The sequence below is a fragment of the Chryseobacterium lineare genome (assembly GCF_977014045.1).
In genome coordinates, this window is sequence record NZ_CDRNIQ010000001.1 from 4165091 (window position 1) to 4183679 (window position 18589).

Genomic DNA, 18589 nt, shown 5'->3' on the forward strand with positions numbered 1-18589 from the left:
TGACTACTTTTTTTCAGGTACGTAATTGATGATTATTCTTTGGTTGGAATTAAGATACTTTTTAGCAGCATTCTGAAGATCCTGTCTTGTGATAGATCTGTAAATGTCGAGTTCTTTGTTGATAAGATTTGTATTTCCCATCAAAACGTGGTTGGTTGCCAGTGAAGCAGCAATACCCTGGATACTTGAGTTCGCGTTTACAAACTGGTTCTCAAACTGGTTCTGAAGTTTTTGATAATCTTCTTCGGAAATCAAAGTCGTCTGAAGTTTTTTGATCTCAGCATCAATGTCAGCCTGTAAAGTTGCTTTTGTAGTCTGTCCCATCGGGATCGCGAAGAATGCGAAAATTCCGTAATCTTCAAGCCCTTGGTTGAAAGCAGCTACCTGCAATGCTTTTTTATCCTGATCTACCAATTTTTTGTATAAAACAGAAGATTTTCCGCTGCTCAGGTAAGAAGAAAGCATATCTAAAATATAAGCGTCTTTCTCTTTGTTACCCGGAGTTCTGTATGCAAAAACATAAGCCGGAAGCTGAATGTTCGGATCTGTAGCCGTTACTTCTTTTTCCTGAGTGATAGGAACATCTTTAGGGAAGTTTTTAGGGTAAACCGTTCCTTTTGGAATTCCCCCGTAATATTCCTGGATCCATTTTTTAGTCTCTTCAGGATTGATATCTCCTGCAACAACTAAAGTAGCGTTATTCGGAACGTAATATTTTTTATAGAAAGCTTGGAATTCTTCCAGTTTTGCAGAGTTCAGATCTTCCATAGAACCGATCGTAGGCCAGTTGTACGGGTGATTCGTGAACAGATTTTTTTGAATGGTAGTGAACAGATTTCCATAAGGCTGGTTGTCCATTCTTAATCTTTTCTCTTCTTTTACAACCTCTCTCTGAGTATCAACCCCAATTTGGTTGATTACGGCATGACGCATTCTTTCAGCTTCCATCCAAAGACCCAGCTGTTCATTGTTTGATGGAAAAGTTTCGTAATAATACGTTCTGTCGTTTGTGGTGTTCGCGTTGTTTTGTCCTCCGTTTGAAGAAACTATTTTGAACCAGTCACCTCTTTTGATATTGGGTGTTCCTTCAAATAAAAGATGCTCGAAGAAGTGGGCGAAACCGGTTCTCCCTTTTACTTCATCCTTTGCACCCACATGGTACATCACACCTGTCGTTACAACCGGTGCCGAATTGTCCTGATGAAGGATTACGTGAAGACCGTTTGGTAAGTCATACTCTTCAAATTTAATTTGTTGTGCATTCAGAGCCATTCCGAAGAAAGCCGCTGCAGCAACCGAAAGAAGTCGCTTTTTCATAAAGTAGAAATTGTTTTGTCAATTAGTGCCAAATTTACTTTAATTGTTACAATCTTTCAACATAATTTTTTTTGAGATCAAAAGTTGTATATTTATTTAAAAAATATCCTCTGTGTGGTATTGTTTAATTTTATTCTGTTCAGAATAAGAATTATTTTTACACGATAAAACAATAAAGAATGAAAAGCTTTTTAGAGCAAAATATTTCCCACGAATCTCTTATCACGCTGTTCAGTCAGGCGCCTGTGGCCGTATCTTTAGTCATTGGCGACGATTACTGTATTCACAGTGCTAATCCGCAGATGCTGGAACTTTGGGGAAGAGATGCTTCCGTTATCGGAAAACCGCTGTTTGAAGTTCTTCCTGAAATAACATCTCAGGGTTTTTTAGATATTTTTAAAAGTGTTTACCACCACGGAGAAATTTTTAACGGAAACAAATGGTCTGTATTTCTTGAAAAATACGGCAAATATGAAGAGCATTTCTTTAATTTTATTTATGCCCCTGTTTACAATGATGATAAAAAGATCATCGGAGTAAGTATTGTGGCTACGGAAGTTACCGATCAGGTAGTTTCAGAAAGAAGATGGAAAGACAGTGAATACCGTTTTGAAGATCTCATTAAAAAATCCGATTATTCTATTGCGATATATAGCACAGAAGATCTCTATATAGAATTTGCCAATGAAAAAATGCTGAGAACATGGGGTAAAAGCCCGTCGGTTATTAATATGAAACTAGAAGATGCTCTTCCCGAGTTGGAAGGCCAGCCGTTTATTGGTATTCTCAAAAATATTTTTAAAACCGGTGAAACCTATGCGGCAAAAGAAGATAAAGTAGACCTTGTGGTGGATGGAAAGCTTCAGACATTCTATTATAATTTTTCATATAAACCCCTGAAAAATTCTGAAGGTCAGGTATATGCTATCCTCAATATGGCCGTGGATGTTACAGATCTTGTAATGGCACGGAAAGAAATTCAGGAAAGGGAAAAGAAATTCCGGGATCTCGCAGATTCTATGCCTCAGTTTGTCTGGACCTGCGATGACAAAGGAGAGATCACGTATATGAATGACAGCTGGTACAAATATACCGGTTCAACAGCCAATGAAAATCAAACCAAACTTGTAAAAAGAATGATGCGGCCGGAAGCTGTCGAAAATATCGATAGAAGCTGGGAAGAATGTGTAAGAGCAAAAACTCCTTTCGTCATGGAATATGAGCTTGAAAATCCTAATCATAAAGGAACCTACCGATGGTTTCTGGGAAGAGCTGTTCCTAATTTTTCTGAAAACGGAGAAGTGAAACAATGGACAGGGACTTTTACCGACATTGATGAATTCAAGCAACTCGAAACACAGAAAGATAATTTTCTCGGTATTGCCAGCCACGAGCTGAAAACACCACTTACCAGCCTTAAATTATATACGCAGTTCATTAAAACAAATCTCGAAAAAGCGGGTGATCCTAGAAATGCAGAAGTAGCCAGAAGAATGGATTACCAGATTGATCTGCTTACAGGTCTTATCAACGAATTGCTGGATGTTACCAAAATACAGAAAGGGCAGATTCAGCTGAACGAATCGTATTTTGATTTTGATAAACTGGTAGATGAAGTGGTAGAAGAGCAACAGATGACTTCAAGGCATAAGCTTTTTGTAAGTAAAACAAGCAAGGTCGGAGAGGTGTTTGCAGACCGCCACAGGATCTCACAGGTGATGGCCAACCTCATCAGCAATGCAATCAAATATTCGCCGGAAGCAGATCAGGTGCATATTTCTACCTCTTTGAATGGGAATGATGCTCAGTTTAATGTCAGAGATTTTGGCATTGGGATTCCGGAAGAACAGCAGTCGAAGGTTTTTGAGCAGTATTACCGGATCAGCACGTCAAAAGATTATACCTTTCCGGGGCTCGGCCTTGGCCTTTATATCTCATCCGAAATTATAAAAAGGACTGGTGGGAAGATTTTTGTTTCGTCTGCGGAAGGAAAAGGGTCTGATTTTTGTTTCAGAATCCCCAAGAATAAAAAATAAAGTTTTTACCATGTCTAATGCTGCAAAAATTATGGTAGTAGACGACAGTCCTGCGATTGTTGACTCTATTGAAATGATGTTGGATTTTGAAGGATTTGAAGTTTCCAAATTTTACAAAGGTTCAGAAATGTATAATGCCCTTGACCCCGATAAAAAACCGGATGTTATTTTAATGGATATGTGGCTGTCCGGAGAAGACGGAAGAGATTTCTGCAAACTCATCAAAGCGCACGAGAACTTTCAGGATATACCCGTACTGATCATGTCGGCAAGCCGTGGTCTGGAGCAATCAGCAATCGATGCCGGAGCGAATGAATTTATCGCTAAGCCTTTTGATCTGGGAGATATGGTAGACAGAATCAGGCATTACCTAAAATAATCAATAGATAAACCGGCAGTATTCTGTCGGTTTTTTTGATGATTTATAGCTAATTTGAACTAAAAAAACTGAAAGATATTATAATCCTTCAGCTCTTTTTTTCCAGTACGCTATTTGTTCATCTTTTTCTTTTAGTCTTTCTTCATACTGCTCAATAAGTTTTTCAGAAAGGTATTCATTACCTATTCTTTGATAAATAAAATTTATATATTTATCAACAAAATAATACAGGATGAAAAAAATAATAGCCATAATCTTAGTTTTAATAGTTGCATTAATTTTGATAAGTTCAAGATTCAGCTTTAAAATCGGAAATACAACGATAGGTAAGCCAAGCGACGATATAAGTCTTAAAAATGAAAAAGAACTTTCTGAAAGTTCTTTTCATAAAAAATACTTCAATAGAAAAGGTTTAGTCATTGTAAATCTTTGGGCAACTTGGTGTAAACCATGTTTGGAAGAAATGCCTATTCTAAAAAAGATAGCTGATGAAAATGAAGAGATACCATTAGTTTTCTTATCCATAGATAAAGACAGCGCAGAACTTCAATCTTATCTTTCTCATCATCCAATTAATGATGTTACTTTTGAAAATAGAAACTATAGAAAGGCTATTAGAAAATTTCTTGATGGAAAGGGAGAGAATAATTTATTATATTCAGAAGTTGTTCCCAAAACATATATTATAAAAGATGGAAAAGTTCTTCATGCAGAAGAAGGAACGATAGATTATAAAGAATTTTCTGAAAAGTTAAACTCATTTAAATAATTATAAGTGAAGTTTACACAACATTTGCTTATTCTCTTAATCTTCATTTTTTCTTTAAGTTTAAAATCTCAAACTGCAACAATGTCTGGCTTAGACAAAGGTTTGGCAATTGGTAATATTCTTGTACAGGGTTATGTAGCATTAAAAGGCAACGGCGTAAAAACGGTAGATCCTAATGCAAAAACTGTAGACAGCTTCTGTTTTAAAAATAAAATGGAAGAAAAAATTACCATAAAATTCATCGGTAAAATAGAAGATGAAGAAGTGAAAAAAGAATTCGTCATACAGAAAGGCGAAAAAGAGTGTGCTTACAATTTGCCGAAAGGTATTTATACTTATGAAGTTTTACTTTCCAGTAAAGATACTTTTCAGAAAGGTGAATATAAGGTTTCGGAAGAGACTCTAATGACAATAGATAATTAAGTTTTTAAGCGGAGGTTCCTAACGGATCCTCCATTTTTATTGAATGGATTTAAATTTTAGAAAAAGTAAAATAAAATTATTTCCGGAAAACTTCATGCAACCGTGCGACAGCTTTTCCCGGCTTCCGGAAAATCATTTACTAGGGTGCAACAAACTTTCCGGAACACCAGAAAGTTCGTTGCAAGGGTGCGGCAACTTTTCCGGGTTACCAGAAAACCTGTTGCAGGGGTGCGGCAAGCTTTCCGGAAGACCGGAAAATATTTCTGCCAAAACAACGCAAGACCAAAGTTTGAATTCTCCATATAATACACTAATTTTGTGTTCCCAAAAATTTTTTGTCGCATGGAGGATTATCTGAAAGGACTGAATGAATCACAATTTGAAGCCGTTACCACATTACAGGGACCATTAATGGTTCTCGCAGGAGCGGGTTCCGGGAAGACACGTGTGCTTACTATGCGTATCGCGCACCTCATCACCAATGGCGTGGATCCTTTTAATATTTTAGCTTTGACCTTTACCAACAAGGCGGCAAAAGAAATGAAGGAACGTATCGCCAAAGTAGTGGGGCAAAGCAATGCAAGAAGTCTCTGGATGGGAACTTTCCACTCTGTTTTTGCAAGAATCCTAAGAGGGGAGGCTCATTATCTGGGATATCCTTCCAATTTTACCATCTATGATCAGCAGGATGCCCTGAATGTCATTAAAAAAGTACTCAAAGACATGAATATCGATGCCGATCTTTACAAACCTAAAAAAGTTCAGGCAAGAATTTCTACCTATAAAAATAATCTCATTACCGTAAAGGCTTACTACGCCAATCCCGAGCTTATGGAGGCTGACGAAAAAGCCAATATGAAGTTCATCGGACAGATCTACCAACGATATGTTGAGCAGTGCTTCAAAAACGGATCTATGGATTTTGATGATTTATTGTTAAAAACCAATGAACTGCTGACCCGTTTTCCTGAAGTACTGGCCAAATACCAGGACAGATTCAGATATATTCTGGTGGATGAGTACCAGGATACCAACCATTCGCAGTATCTTATTGTAAAAGCGCTGGCATCAAAATTTGAAAATATATGCGTGGTGGGAGATGACGCACAGTCTATTTACTCTTTCCGTGGCGCCAATATCTATAATATTTTAAACTTTAAAAAAGATTATCCTGATGCGGTAACGGTTTCTCTGGAGCAAAATTACCGTTCTACCCAGAATATCGTGAATGCGGCTAATGTGGTGATCGCCAAAAACCTTCAGCAGTTTAAGAAAAATGTTTTCAGTGAGAATGAAGAAGGGGAGAAGATCAAAGTCTACCGTTCCCTTTCTGATGCGGATGAAGCGAATTTCGTTGCAGGAAATATCTGGGAAACCCGGAACCGCGAACAGAGAAAATACAGCGATTTTGCCATTCTGTACCGTACCAATTCGCAGACACGTGCTTTTGAAGATGCCCTGAGACGTAAAAATATTCCGTATAAAGTGTACGGAGGTTTGTCTTTCTATCAAAGGAAGGAAGTAAAAGATCTGATTGCGTATCTGAGACTTTTGGTCAATGAAAACGATTCGGAAGCGCTAATGCGAATCATTAATTATCCTACAAGAGGGATCGGTGAGACGACTCAGAATAAATTGGTGGTATTTGCTGATGCTCAGAATGTTTCGGTTTCGAAAGTATTGGATAGCCTTCCGATGTATGCTCCTCATTTAGGCTTTAACAATGGAGTTTTAAATAAACTGAATGATTTCTGGTCGATGATCAAAGCATTTCAGGTGTTGCTCAAAACGGAAACGGCTTACAATGTAGCAATGGAAGTGGCAAAAAGAAGCGGACTGATTAAATTTTTAAAAGACGACCAGACTCCGGAAGGAATTTCCCGTGTAGAAAACGTTCAGGAATTGATGAACTCGATGCAGGGATTCATCGAAGAGCAGATGCAATTGGAAGACGGAGATCCTAGTCTACCGAATTTCCTTGAAAATATCGCACTTTCCGCAGATACGCAGGATAAGAATAATGAAGAGGATATGGTTTCGTTAATGACCATTCACCTTTCAAAAGGTCTTGAATTTCCGGTCGTACATTTGGTTGGATTGGAAGAAAATCTTTTCCCAAGCTTTATGAGTTCTGCCACGAGAGAAGATCTTGAAGAAGAAAGACGCCTCTTCTACGTAGCGTTGACAAGAGCAGAAAAGCAGGTATTTTTCTCCTATGCGATTTCACGTTTCCAATGGGGAAAAATTACAGACGCGGAACCATCAAGATTCTTAAGTGAAATTGATGATGAATATATCGAATTTGTAAACCCGGCTATTGAAAAACGTTTTATCAATAATGCAGGATTAAGGTCAAACATTTTTGATGAGCATCCTTCCGAAATGAAAAGTTTTAAAAAGGTTGAAAAGAAAACCATTGAAAGAAGCGAAAATTCAAAGCCTGTTGCCGAACCGAGAAAACTAAAACCTGTAAGCACGGCAAAAATTATTAATCCGAGCGGCGCCTCTTCGCAGGACATTGAAGTGGGCGATAAAGTGAGACACGACCGCTTCGGAGTCGGAGAAGTAACGTTCCTCGACGGAACCGACCCTCAGAATATAAAAGCAAAGGTAGTTTTCATGCATGAAGGCGAGAAAAATTTGATTTTAAAATATGCTAAACTCACGAAGATTTAAATTTCCCCACAGATTACTTTAGATATGCATCCTGATCTGCGTTATTAGCATAATCCGCGGGAGTTCTTTTACGCTCGCAGATTTTGGAAATTGAGCAGGTCTTTTTCCATCTGTGAAAATCTGTGGCAGCTGTGGGAAAATACAGATTTCGTATCTTAGCCATAAAAGTTTTACAATGCAAAGGATTCTTATATTTTTAATAATCACAGTATTCTCACTACCGTTACTTTCTCAGGAATACAATACGATCCAAAATATCCATTATTATGACAACAAAACAAATGCATCAGATGCTTACATCAACGAAAGATGCGTCCTGGATGTGTATGTTCCTAAAAATGTGAAAAATTTTCCGACAGTGATCTGGTTTCATGGCGGAGGTTTAACAGGTGGACAAAAAGAAATTCCTGAAGCTTTAAAAAATAAGGGGATTGCAGTGATCGGCGTTAATTACAGACTTTCCCCAAAAGTAAACGCTCCGAAATATATTGAAGATGCTGCAGCGGCTACGGCCTGGGTTTTCAACAATATCAAAAAGTATGGCGGAGATGAAAATAAGATCTTTATCTCGGGCCACTCTGCGGGAGGTTATCTCGCCATTATGGTTGGTTTAAATAAAATGTATCTTAAAAAATACGGAATCGATGCCGATCAATTAGCGGCAATTGTTCCCTTCAGCGGACAGATGATTTCCCATTTTACCGCAAGAAAAGAAAAAGGTATTGATGAGCTGGATGCCAGAATAGATGATATGGCACCGCTTCATTTTATAAGAGCAGACGCTCCGCCATTATTGTTAATTACCGCCGACCGCGAAAAAGAACTGTTGGGCAGATATGAAGAAAATGCCTACATGGCCAGAATGATGAAGCTGAAAGGTCATAAAGAAACAACGTTATACGAGCTTCAGGGTTTCGATCACGGAGGAATGGCACAACCTGCATTTCCATTATTGCTCAATGAAATAAAGAGAGTTGAGAAGCTGAAAAAATAATCTATATTTCATTATAAATAAAAACCACTTTACAGATTTTGTAAGGTGGTTAATTTTTATTGATTGATCACTGCATTTATTTTTTGCCATAAAATATCATCAAAATCAGATAAGGCAGGATTCACATTATCTGCAGCATCGCCCATTCTTATGATCACAAGCTTTTTACTGGGAACTACATAAATTTTCTGGTCATTTTTTCCCAATGCGCAATACATATCATCCGGTGCGTTGGGAATCAGCTTTCCGCTAAACTGAAACTGTGTCTGTGGCAAATGGTAGCTCGATTTTCCGTTCAGCCACCAAAGATATCCATAAGCCAGATTGATGTTTTGGGAAGTGTTGACTGCATTTTGAAAATAAGCCGTATTGATAATTTGACTGCCATTCCAGTTGCCATTGTTTAAAGCCATTAATCCAAACCGTGCCATACTTCTGGTGGTACTCCAATAAACGCTGTTGTTACCGCTTTGGATCCAACTTCCAGTCATCCCGATCTTATCTCTTAATTTAGAGTTGAAATATTGTGTCCACGTTTGTGCTGTGGCAGCAGCGACAACATCCTGTAGTTTGACATATACATTGTGATATGCCCATCTGGTTCCTGCATCAGCTTTATATTTTAAATTGCCGGGGCTTACATCATCGCCCAGGCTGTCATCCAGTCCGGAAGTCATGGTGAGCAGATTTTTACAGGTGATTAAATTTTCTTTGGCTAAAGGAGCGCTTGTCCATCCTGTTCCGATATAGTCGGAAACTTTATTATTGATATTTAAATAGCCTTCCTGCTCGGCAATTCCTGTAACGGCAGAGGTTAATGTTTTCCCGGCACTTGCCCAATACCATGGCGATGTTGCTGTATGTCCGGAAAAATAATTTTCCATAACAATTCTTCCGTTTTGAAGAATCATAAAACTTTTAGAATTTTTTGACTGGAGATAAGTCAGTAAATCCTGGACTTTATCCTGGTGCCATCCTAATGAAGAAATAGATTTGGTCTCCCAGATATCACTATCTGATGGCGGAAAATACATGGCTTCTGCAGAGACGGGATTTTCGTTCTGGGAATTTCCTTCTGTAGAATCTTCAGAGCTGCAGGTAATTAAAGTAATACATGCATAAAAAAACAGTAGAGTTTTCAATTTCATCTAAATTAGTTTTAAATTGTAGCTTTTGGATATGTTAATTTCCGTTTAGTTAAATTTAAAATAGTAAAAAGATGATAAATGTGAATATTCAGTAATTGATGCAGATTACTTTTTATGCATCATAATAAAGTTTACCATTTCATCCGTAAGCTGATCTAAGTAGGCTTTATCTGTTGTCCCAAACCCATGTACACCGTCTTTTACGACAACTAATGTTGCTTCTATATTTTCTTTTTTGAGCTTTCTCGCCAGTTTTTTAGAATGTTTTAAAGGGGCGACTTTATCTTTGTTTCCATGGAGGATGAAAGTCGGAACTCCATTTTCAACATCATTGATAGGAGAAACCGTTTCAAGATAATCAATCGCTTTTCTTTTTTCTGTTTTGATGCTGTAGCCCGAAATCCCGAAGACCAGCTTTTCCCTGATTTCTACGATAGGCTTAAAAAACAACCCGACAATAGCCACCGGAACTTTTCCTAATCTGGTGTGCAGGAGTTTATTAAGATCGGTCGGACCAAAATTATCAACCACATAATTCACTTTAGCCGAATAGGCTGAAAGTTCAGAACTGCCGGCAAAATCATTATCATTGGTATAAGCGGCAAGTAGTGAAAGATGTGCCCCTGAAGATACTCCGAAATATCCGATATTATAAGGGTCAAAATTATATTTTTCTGCATTTTTGCGTACCCATCTTACCGCATCTTTAGTATCCTCGATCGGTGAAGGAAAATGAATCTTATCGCTTACTAAAGTATAATCGATACTGATAACAGCAAAGTTTTTTTCAACTAATTTTAAAATGAAACTTTCGATATAATTATCGGCTCTCACTGTTTTATCTCCTTTTGCCCAGGCTCCGCCATGTACATAAATCACAACCGGCAACTTTCCGGAAACTGAAGTTTTAGGTTTATAAATATCCAGGCCGACCGGGCTGCCAGATGAATTTGTTTTGTATGTAATGTTTTTGGAAAAAGCCGTTTTTTCAGGAAGAAGGGTGCTCGGAGGAGTTTTCATCTCCGGTAAATCCTGTGAATACCCGAAATTAAATATACCTAAAAAGAAAATAAAAAACAGGTTTATCATAAACCTGTCCATTAATTTATTGTTCGTAGAAAATTTCATAGAATAAATTTTTGCTGAGTTTTTTCATTTTCAAACCCCTCAAAAACTTTACCAAACCTTTTTAATCTTAGATTTGTTAAAGAATAAGTTCTTCAAAAAGCTTTTCGAAAGTTTTGTCGAGATCTTTCGATTTACCGGGATGAGGTCTGGAAGTCTGTATCACAGAGCTTCTTACCGCAGTAAGCCAACGGAAACGCTCGGGAATTTCAAGCTGAGCAATGGGACCGCCATCTTTATCGCCATTTGCGATTTTTTGAAAGCTTTCAAGGTTCTGGATAATATCATCGTAATCGAGCTTGCTTCTCATCAGTTTAAATTTATCAGGACATAAATAAAAACCGACTTTGATAAATTTCTCTCTCTTTGAAAACATCACCAGACCGATGTTGAAAAACTCTTCTCTTTCAACCTTCGGAACCAATCGTATCACTGCGTATTCGTAAATTTTATCCTCTTGCATTTTTGGCTTCGTTTAAAAAGATTTCAGAATTCTCCAGTCTTGTTTTCAGGAAATTAAAATAGATATCGCGAATTTCTTCGGGACTCTCATCAGCGTCGTTCCAATGCAGCCAGTTTTCAGGAATCAGATTGACAATTTCCCTGAATATGTTTTCATTTAAAACCTCTTTTGCAAACCGGTCGGCTTCATCCAGCTTTGCAGCTTGCGGAAGAAGAACGTGGTCTTTTACATATTTGAAAGGTGTTTTCGCCGCAGTATCAAAATTTTGCCATGAATGATGGAAGTAGAATGAAGCACCATTGTCAATTACCCAAAGTTCTTTATGCCACATCAGGAGGTTGGTGTTTTTAAAAGTACGGTCGATATTGGTGATAAATGCATCCAGCCATACGATCTTTGAAGCCAGAAGCGGATCGATCTTTACGCTTGGGTCATAGGCAATTGATTCGGATAGATAATGCAGGCCGAGATTCAGGCCTTCAGAAAATTTCAGCAGATCCTGAATTTCTTCATCGGCTTCGGTTCTTCCGAAATCGACATCAAGATTTACAAAAACCAGTTCAGGAATTTTTAATCCCAGCGCTTCTGTGATTTTTCCACCTAAAAGTTCTGAGATCAACATTTTAACTCCATGACCGGCGCCACGGAATTTTAAAACATATTTAAAATCATCATCAGCTTCTGCCAAAGCAGGAAGAGAACCTCCCTCCCGAAGCGGCAGAATGTAACGCACTACGGTTACCGTTCTTAAATCCAACATGAAGCAAAAATAAGGTTTTTACTTTGTGTTTATTTCTATTTTTGATATTTTTAAGTGAAAATCAATTTGATTTTAAAATAAAGTAAATATGAATATCACAAGAAAACAAAATATTATCATTTCAAATCCTGAAACTAAAGATTTTCTCGCCGATGCATTTTATCCTGAAGAAGGAGAAAAGCTGCCGCTTATTATTTTTGTTCACGGTTATAAAGGGTATAAAGACTGGGGTGCATGGAACTTACTGGCGGAAAGGTTTGCAGAAGCAGGATTTTTCTTCGTTAAATTTAACTTTTCACATAACGGAACTACAATAGAAGATCCTTATAATTTTGCTGATCTGGAAGCGTTCGGAAATAATAATTATTCAAAAGAACTTTCTGATCTTGGAGCTGTGATCGATTATTTTAGTAAACATGAGAAAGTTGATGATCATAAAATCATTGTCATCGGACACAGCAGAGGCGGCGGGATTTCGATCATTAAAACCTATGAAGATGAGAGGATTAATGGGTTGATCACTTTTGCCAGTGTTGATACGCTGGATCGTTTTCCCAAAAATGAAGCTTTTGAACAATGGAAAAATGAAGGAGTTTACTATGTTATAAACGGACGGACAAAGCAGGAAATGCCACATTATTTTCAGTTTTATGAAAATTATGAAAGAGACATTCACCGGTTTGATGTGGAGAGAGCGACAGAAATGGCTAAAGCTCATTTTCTGATCATTCATGGAACGTATGATGAAAGCGTAAGTGTGAAAAATGCGGAACATCTTCATCTTTTGCACCCGAATTCGGAACTTTATTTAATAGAAAATGCAGATCATACTTTTGGAGCAAAAGAGCCCTGGGAAAAAGAAGTGCTTTCAAAAGATTTAGAGGATGCGGTTGACCGGTCAATTAAATTTATTAAAGAAAAGATTGTTAATGAGTAAAGGATGGAAGATGGAAGTTTTGAAACTATAAAATTAAGGTTTCCAAATAATTTCCATCTTCCATCCAATTTATTTAATTAACTCTCTCCAGGCTTCATCAATTTTGCTTTCCAAAAGGAGCTGCTGTGCATTCTTATGAGCGGTTTCGTCTGCATGAAAATCTCCTTCAGGCAGAACTTCTACATTCGCCAGCATTCCCAGATCATTTCCTGTAAATACTTTACTTAATTTAATCTGTTCAGGAAGAAGATCGAATCCGATACCTTTTGTTACCAATGGTTTTGGAACCTCAAAAAGATTATTTTCATTATTCCTTGAATACCAGTTGCTTCCGAGTCGGGCCACCATATCCAACTTTGTCTGATCGAGATTTCCTTCTTCATTCAGATATTCTTCTTTAATATGAATTTTCTGCACTTCACAAATTACTAGATTTCCAGCACCACCCTGATCACCTAATGGTTTTACTTCTAAAACTTTGCATTCAAAATTTACCGGACATTCTTCAATTAATTTAGGCTGAATGAGATCTGCATCTTTCATAGTCAGCCCCGATTTGATGAATTCATTCACACCGTCACCATATTCGGTAGACGCTAATGAAATCTGCTGAACAATCGGGAAATTTACTGTTCCTATTACAACTTCAGGGACTTGCAGGATGTTTTCCAGGGTATGTTTTGTCGTATTGTCGCGCACTCTTCTCGATGGAGAAAAGATCAAAATAGGAGGCACCGTGCTGAACATATTAAAAAAGCTGAACGGCGATAAATTGCTGTTGCCATTTTTATCAATCGTGGAAGCTAACGCAATAGGCCTCGGCGAGATTGCTGTCTGCATTACGGTCTGTAGCTGCACGGGAGTTATTTCGGATGGGATGAGTGTTTTCATTTTTTACTTTCTTTAATTAAATTTAAGAATTCAAATATAAAAAGATGCTTCGACAAGCTCAGCATGACATCTCTAATACTAACTGTTTTTTAATCAGTCAATTTTTTTGATATCATGCTAAGCGAAGTCAAAGCATCTCAAAATAATATTTAAATTAATATTAAACCGCAGGAATAATTTTACCGGAAACTTCACCGAAACCAACTCTTATCCCGTCTTTTTCAGCCCATGCTTTCATGGTTACGGTGTCGTTGTCTTCAATGAATTTTCTTTCTTCTCCGTTGCTTAAAGTGATAGGATTTTGACCCCTCCAGGTAAGTTCAAGCATAGAACCGAAAGACTTAGGATGGCTTCCTGAGATGGTTCCGCTGGCGTACATGTCGCCAACTTCCACATTGCAGCCATTTACGGTGTGATGCGCGAGTTGCTGCGTCATGTTCCAATACATGTGCTTGTAATTACTTTCTGAAATAAGGTTTTGATCTCCGTTTTCAGGTTGAATATATACTTCAAGGTTGATATCGTAATTTTTATCCCCTTCAAATTTTAAATAATCCAATACTTCAGGATCCTGCGTAGGAGAAGATGTTCTGAAAGGCTCCAGTGCTTCGAGGGTAACTACCCATGGTGACACAGATGATCCGAAGTTTTTTGCCAGAAATGGTCCCAACGGAACGTATTCCCAAGATTGGATATCTCTCGCAGACCAGTCGTTGAAAACGACCATTCCGAAGATGGCATCTTCTGCTTCTTTGGTAGAAATACTTTCGCCCATCTCAGTATTCTTGTTGATGATAAATGCCATTTCCAGTTCAAAATCCAATTGTTTGCAAGGTCCGAAAATCGGTTTTTCAACATCTGCAGGTTTCATCTGACCTTTCGGACGGTTGATTTCCGTTCCTGAAACGACTATTGATGAAGCTCTTCCGTGATAGCCTACAGGAAGATGTTTCCAGTTGGGTAGTAAAGCATTGTCCGGATCTCTGAACATTTTCCCAACGTTGGTGGCGTGTTCGATGCTGCTGTAGAAATCTGTGTAATTCGGGATGTGTACAGGCATCATCATTTTCACTTCATCCAGATTGTAAAATGCTCCTTCAATCGTTTTTTCATCCTTAGAAAGTATAGAATCCTCCTGCAGTAATTCCTGAATTTTCAGGCGTACAGCATTTGTTATCGGTTTCCCAAGTTCAATGAATTCGTTTAGGGTGTAAGCTTCAAATACATTGTCAATTAAACCTTCGATTTCTTCAAAGTAGCCAAAATCGTAAAGCGTTGCAAGGTCTACGATCTGATCTCCGATCCTTGTACAGCAGCCAATATATTCTTTATTGAAAACGGCAACTCCAAAAGGAATATTATGTATTGAAAAATCTGAATCTGCTGAATATTCTACAAATGATTTCATAATTTTTAGTATTTAATTTGTTAGCTATTATTCACAAATCACCTGATATTTATATGAATAAAAAAGACATACAATATCGCAGTTTGTGAAGGGTTTTATGCTTTAGTGTTTAGAAATAAATTTACTTTTTAGTTTTAACCTTAGAAAATGCCTGTTCGTCAATCCATCTTGCTTTTGTATTGACGTCAATCAGATACAGAATATTATCCTGTTTGGTCAGCAGTAAGGTTTTGGTAAGCGGAATCGGAACTTTTTTATTCTCAAGCATATCGGCTCTTAAAGAAATAATGTTTTTCTTTCTGATGATATCTCCTGAAAATACATTGGAACTGCTTTGTCCGGTTTTTTTATCGTCGAAAACTTCCACATAAGTAGCTTTGTTTCCTTTAATTACAATAAAATCACGTTCTGTATGGTCTGCTTCATCTTTGATGAAAACAAATTTTTTATTGTCAATATTTACAGATTCCAGATTCTGGTTGACTCCCGAACGTTCTTCGAGCCGGGTAAGGATCTGGTCCATTGTTCCGTATTGAGCTTTCGCAGTGAATATTGCTCCGACAAATAAAACTCCTAAAAATGTTTTCTTCATAATGATGTGTTTAAAAAAAAGTTTTGTCAAGACTTTTGATCCTGACAAAACTTATTATTGTTGTTAAAATTAAAGATTTCCTCTTCTTTCCTGCTCTCTTTCCAAAGCTTCAAATAAAGCTTTAAAATTTCCGGCCCCAAAGCTTTGTGCGCCGTGTCTTTCAATGATTTCAAAGAAAAGAGTAGGGCGGTCTTCCACAGGTTTTGTAAATATCTGTAATAAATACCCTTCTTCATCATGATCAATAAGGATGCCTAAGTCCTGAAGTTTCTTAATATCTTCATCAATATGTCCCACTCTTTCAGGAACCATATCGTAATAAGCCTCTGGTGGAGCGGAAAGGAATTCAACGCCACGTTTTTTCAGCTCACTTACCGTATGGATAATATCCTTTGTCGCTACGGCGATGTGCTGTACCCCTTCTCCTTCATAGAAATCAAGATATTCTTCCACCTGAGATTTCTTTTTACCTTCTGCCGGTTCATTGATCGGGAATTTTGCATACCCGTTTCCGTTTGACATTACTTTAGACATCAGAGCAGAATATTCTGTGTTAATCTGCTTGTCGTCGAAAGAAAGAATGTTAACAAATCCCATTACTTTTTCATACCATTCAACAGTAGGAACCATTCTGTTCCAGTCTACGTTTCCTACACAGTGGTCTACGTACAACAATCCTGTTTCTTCAGGATTATATGCACTTTCCCATTTTTCGTAGCCAGGCATGAAAGGACCTGTATAATTTTTTCTTTCAATAAACATATGAACCGTTTCACCATAGGTATAAATTCCCGACATTCTTACTTCACCATTTTCATCGGTTAAAGTTACAGGTTCCAGATATGGCTTACCTCCTCTGTTTGTCGTTTCTTCAAATGCTTTGTAAGCGTCATCCACCCAAAGTGCCAAAATCTTCACTCCGTCACCGTGTTTCTTTACGTGTTCATTAATAGGCGAATCAGACTTTAATCCTGTGGTAAGCACCAATCTGATTTTCCCCTGCTGAAGAACGTATGAAGCGCGATCTCTCACTCCTGTTTCAGGACCGGCATACGCTACAGACTGGAAACCGAAAGCGGTTTTATAATAATGCGCAGCCTGTTTTGCATTTCCTACATAGAACTCAATGTAATCTGTACCGTTAATCGGCAAAAAATTCTCTGCTTGAGCAATTTTTTCGGCAAATGTAAGTGTTGACATATTTCTATTTTTACTTTTATATTATTGCATGCAAATTACGAATTTCTGCCTAATACGAAAAATATTAACAAACAAACGTTAGGTAAGCTATAAATAAGCATAAAATAATGTCATTTAATGTTTGAATCTCTCATATGCTGCTCTTTCCAGCATTTCTCTGTCATCAGGATGTGCAATGCTGATGAGTTCCTGCGCTCTTTGCTTTAGATTTTTACCATACAAATAAGCCGTTCCGTATTCGGTAACAACCCAGTGGATATGCCCTCTTGTTGTAACGACTCCGGCTCCCGGTTTAAGATAAGGTACTATTCTGGAAATTCCTTTTTTTGTTCTGGAAGTGATCGCAATGATCGGTTTTCCATCTTCACTTAACGCGGCGCCTCTCATAAAATCCATCTGCCCGCCGATTCCGCTATACTGCATCGTTCCGATGGAATCTGCACAAACCTGTCCGGTGAGATCTATTTCAATGGCTGAATTGATGGCAACCATTTTTTTATTCCGCATGATATTGATCGGGAAGTTTACTGTGCTTACATCATCGAAGGAAAATACCGTATTGTCATCGACATAATCATAAAGTTTCCGTGTTCCGAAACAGAAACTGGTGATGGTTTTGTTATCGTTGTATCCTTTATATTTATTATTGATCACATCATTTTGGATTAAATCAACAACACCGTCGCTCAGCATTTCCGTATGAACTCCCAGATCTTTGTGATTTCCTAAACATTTTAAAACCGCATCAGGAATCGTCCCGATACCCATCTGTAAAGTGGATCTGTCTTCAATGAGTTCTGCTACATTTTTCCCTACTTCCATTTCTTCAGGACCTACTTTTGCGCCGTAATCCACTGTTTGAAGCTCTTCTTCGTGCCAAACCAGCTTGTTGATTTTGCTGATGTGAATCATTCCGTCTCCGTGAGTTCTCGGCATTAAAGGATTGACGATGGCAACAATTATTTTCGCAGTATCTACTGCAGCTCTGGCAACATCTACGGAAGTTCCCAAGGTACAGAAACCATGCTTATCCGGTGGGGAAACGGTAATTAAAGCAACATCCAACGGTAAAATATTTTTTCTGAAAAGAATAGGAATCTCACTTAAAAAAACAGGGACAAAATCTCCTCTGTCGGAATTTACGGCATCTCTTACAGGTGAAGAAACAAATAAAGAATTTACGAAAAATTTATCTTTATACTGAGGTTTTGCAATTTCAACATTTCCCTGCTGTGTTATGGAAACCATTTCTACATTTTCCAGGCGGTGAGACTGTCTTGCAAGCTCGTCGATCAGGTAATTGGGAGTACATGCACTTCCGTGGAAAAATACGCGGTTTCCGCTTTTAATGGTATAAATTGCTTCTTCTGCACTGATATAATTATACATACTGAATTTTTATATATTTTTTTCTGTGATTTAAAGATAGCTTATATTGTTTTTATTAAGACCAAATACCCAAAGATTTTTA

The 18589-nt window shown here is 37.8% G+C and carries 19 protein-coding genes; 7 read left to right on the forward strand and 12 right to left on the reverse strand.

The window, feature by feature from the left end; translation table 11 throughout:
• Window positions 1-3: 3 nt before the first annotated feature.
• A complete protein-coding gene (locus tag ACWNCI_RS18760; protein WP_449389447.1) occupies window positions 4-1317 on the reverse strand; it encodes a M16 family metallopeptidase in 1314 nt (437 codons plus the stop codon).
• 179 nt (window positions 1318-1496) lie between these two features.
• On the opposite strand from ACWNCI_RS18760, the gene ACWNCI_RS18765 reads away from it, so the two are divergent.
• Together ACWNCI_RS18765 and ACWNCI_RS18770 are read left to right on the forward strand one after the other, a co-directional pair.
• Window positions 1497-3353: an ATP-binding protein gene (locus tag ACWNCI_RS18765; protein ID WP_449389448.1), complete on the forward strand. Its 1857-nt coding sequence runs from the start codon at window positions 1497-1499 to the stop codon at window positions 3351-3353.
• A gap of 10 nt (window positions 3354-3363) precedes the next feature.
• Window positions 3364-3732 carry a response regulator transcription factor gene (locus tag ACWNCI_RS18770; protein WP_449389449.1) on the forward strand — a complete coding sequence of 123 codons (369 nt, stop codon included), beginning with the start codon at window positions 3364-3366 and terminating at the stop codon, window positions 3730-3732.
• 78 nt (window positions 3733-3810) lie between these two features.
• Here the strand turns inward: ACWNCI_RS18770 and ACWNCI_RS18775 are convergent, their stop codons facing one another.
• Window positions 3811-3984 carry a hypothetical protein gene (locus ACWNCI_RS18775; RefSeq protein WP_449389450.1) on the reverse strand — a complete coding sequence of 58 codons (174 nt, stop codon included), beginning with the start codon at window positions 3982-3984 and terminating at the stop codon, window positions 3811-3813.
• Between ACWNCI_RS18775 and ACWNCI_RS18780 the strand changes: the two genes are divergently transcribed.
• The 3 genes from ACWNCI_RS18780 (at window position 3965) to ACWNCI_RS18790 (ending at window position 7600) form a co-directional block, all read left to right on the forward strand.
• The gene (locus ACWNCI_RS18780) at window positions 3965-4501 is read left to right on the forward strand and encodes a TlpA family protein disulfide reductase (protein ID WP_449389451.1); all 537 of its coding nucleotides are present in this window, start codon (window positions 3965-3967) and stop codon (window positions 4499-4501) included. The two genes, ACWNCI_RS18775 and ACWNCI_RS18780, sit on opposite strands and share 20 nt — an antisense overlap.
• A gap of 81 nt (window positions 4502-4582) precedes the next feature.
• On the forward strand, window positions 4583-4924 hold the full coding sequence (locus ACWNCI_RS18785) for a hypothetical protein (RefSeq protein WP_449389452.1): 342 nt from the start codon (window positions 4583-4585) through the stop codon (window positions 4922-4924).
• 342 nt (window positions 4925-5266) lie between these two features.
• Window positions 5267-7600, forward strand: coding sequence for an ATP-dependent helicase (locus ACWNCI_RS18790; protein WP_346986305.1), 2334 nt, complete (start codon window positions 5267-5269; stop codon window positions 7598-7600).
• 13 nt (window positions 7601-7613) lie between these two features.
• On the opposite strand, the gene ACWNCI_RS18795 is transcribed toward ACWNCI_RS18790, so the two are convergent.
• On the reverse strand, window positions 7614-7763 hold the full coding sequence (locus ACWNCI_RS18795; protein ID WP_449389453.1) for a hypothetical protein: 150 nt from the start codon (window positions 7761-7763) through the stop codon (window positions 7614-7616).
• A 12-nt stretch (window positions 7764-7775) separates the two neighbouring features.
• On the opposite strand from ACWNCI_RS18795, the gene ACWNCI_RS18800 reads away from it, so the two are divergent.
• Window positions 7776-8594, forward strand: a complete 819-nt coding sequence (locus ACWNCI_RS18800; RefSeq protein ID WP_449389454.1) for an alpha/beta hydrolase — start codon at window positions 7776-7778, stop codon at window positions 8592-8594.
• Window positions 8595-8650: 56 nt separating this feature from the next.
• Here the strand turns inward: ACWNCI_RS18800 and ACWNCI_RS18805 are convergent, their stop codons facing one another.
• The 4 genes from ACWNCI_RS18805 to ACWNCI_RS18820 all read right to left on the reverse strand — a co-directional run bounded on the left by ACWNCI_RS18805 (window position 8651) and on the right by ACWNCI_RS18820 (window position 12090).
• Window positions 8651-9742: a serine hydrolase domain-containing protein gene (locus ACWNCI_RS18805; protein WP_449389455.1), complete on the reverse strand. Its 1092-nt coding sequence runs from the start codon at window positions 9740-9742 to the stop codon at window positions 8651-8653.
• Window positions 9743-9847: 105 nt separating this feature from the next.
• A complete protein-coding gene (locus tag ACWNCI_RS18810; protein ID WP_449389456.1) occupies window positions 9848-10870 on the reverse strand; it encodes an alpha/beta hydrolase fold domain-containing protein in 1023 nt (340 codons plus the stop codon).
• A gap of 76 nt (window positions 10871-10946) precedes the next feature.
• On the reverse strand, window positions 10947-11330 hold the full coding sequence (locus tag ACWNCI_RS18815) for a DUF3037 domain-containing protein (RefSeq protein ID WP_346986301.1): 384 nt from the start codon (window positions 11328-11330) through the stop codon (window positions 10947-10949).
• The gene (locus tag ACWNCI_RS18820) at window positions 11317-12090 is read right to left on the reverse strand and encodes a HipA family kinase (protein ID WP_449389457.1); all 774 of its coding nucleotides are present in this window, start codon (window positions 12088-12090) and stop codon (window positions 11317-11319) included. Before ACWNCI_RS18820 ends, ACWNCI_RS18815 begins: the two co-directional genes overlap by 14 nt.
• Window positions 12091-12178: 88 nt before the next feature.
• Between ACWNCI_RS18820 and ACWNCI_RS18825 the strand changes: the two genes are divergently transcribed.
• Window positions 12179-13027 (forward strand): alpha/beta hydrolase family protein, encoded by an 849-nt coding sequence (locus tag ACWNCI_RS18825; protein ID WP_449389458.1) that lies wholly within the window; start codon window positions 12179-12181, stop codon window positions 13025-13027.
• Between the two features lie 69 nt (window positions 13028-13096).
• Here ACWNCI_RS18825 and ACWNCI_RS18830 read toward each other — a convergent pair whose 3' ends face one another.
• The 5 genes from ACWNCI_RS18830 to ACWNCI_RS18850 all read right to left on the reverse strand — a co-directional run bounded on the left by ACWNCI_RS18830 (window position 13097) and on the right by ACWNCI_RS18850 (window position 18507).
• Window positions 13097-13918: a flavin reductase family protein gene (locus tag ACWNCI_RS18830; protein WP_449389459.1), complete on the reverse strand. Its 822-nt coding sequence runs from the start codon at window positions 13916-13918 to the stop codon at window positions 13097-13099.
• Between the two features lie 160 nt (window positions 13919-14078).
• Window positions 14079-15326, reverse strand: a complete 1248-nt coding sequence (fahA, locus tag ACWNCI_RS18835; protein ID WP_449389460.1) for a fumarylacetoacetase — start codon at window positions 15324-15326, stop codon at window positions 14079-14081.
• A gap of 121 nt (window positions 15327-15447) precedes the next feature.
• Window positions 15448-15918 (reverse strand): hypothetical protein, encoded by a 471-nt coding sequence (locus ACWNCI_RS18840; RefSeq protein ID WP_346986295.1) that lies wholly within the window; start codon window positions 15916-15918, stop codon window positions 15448-15450.
• 69 nt (window positions 15919-15987) lie between these two features.
• The gene (gene hppD / locus ACWNCI_RS18845) at window positions 15988-17118 is read right to left on the reverse strand and encodes a 4-hydroxyphenylpyruvate dioxygenase (protein WP_449389461.1); all 1131 of its coding nucleotides are present in this window, start codon (window positions 17116-17118) and stop codon (window positions 15988-15990) included.
• A 114-nt stretch (window positions 17119-17232) separates the two neighbouring features.
• Window positions 17233-18507, reverse strand: coding sequence for an acetyl-CoA hydrolase/transferase family protein (locus tag ACWNCI_RS18850; RefSeq protein WP_346986293.1), 1275 nt, complete (start codon window positions 18505-18507; stop codon window positions 17233-17235).
• Window positions 18508-18589: the final 82 nt, after the last annotated feature.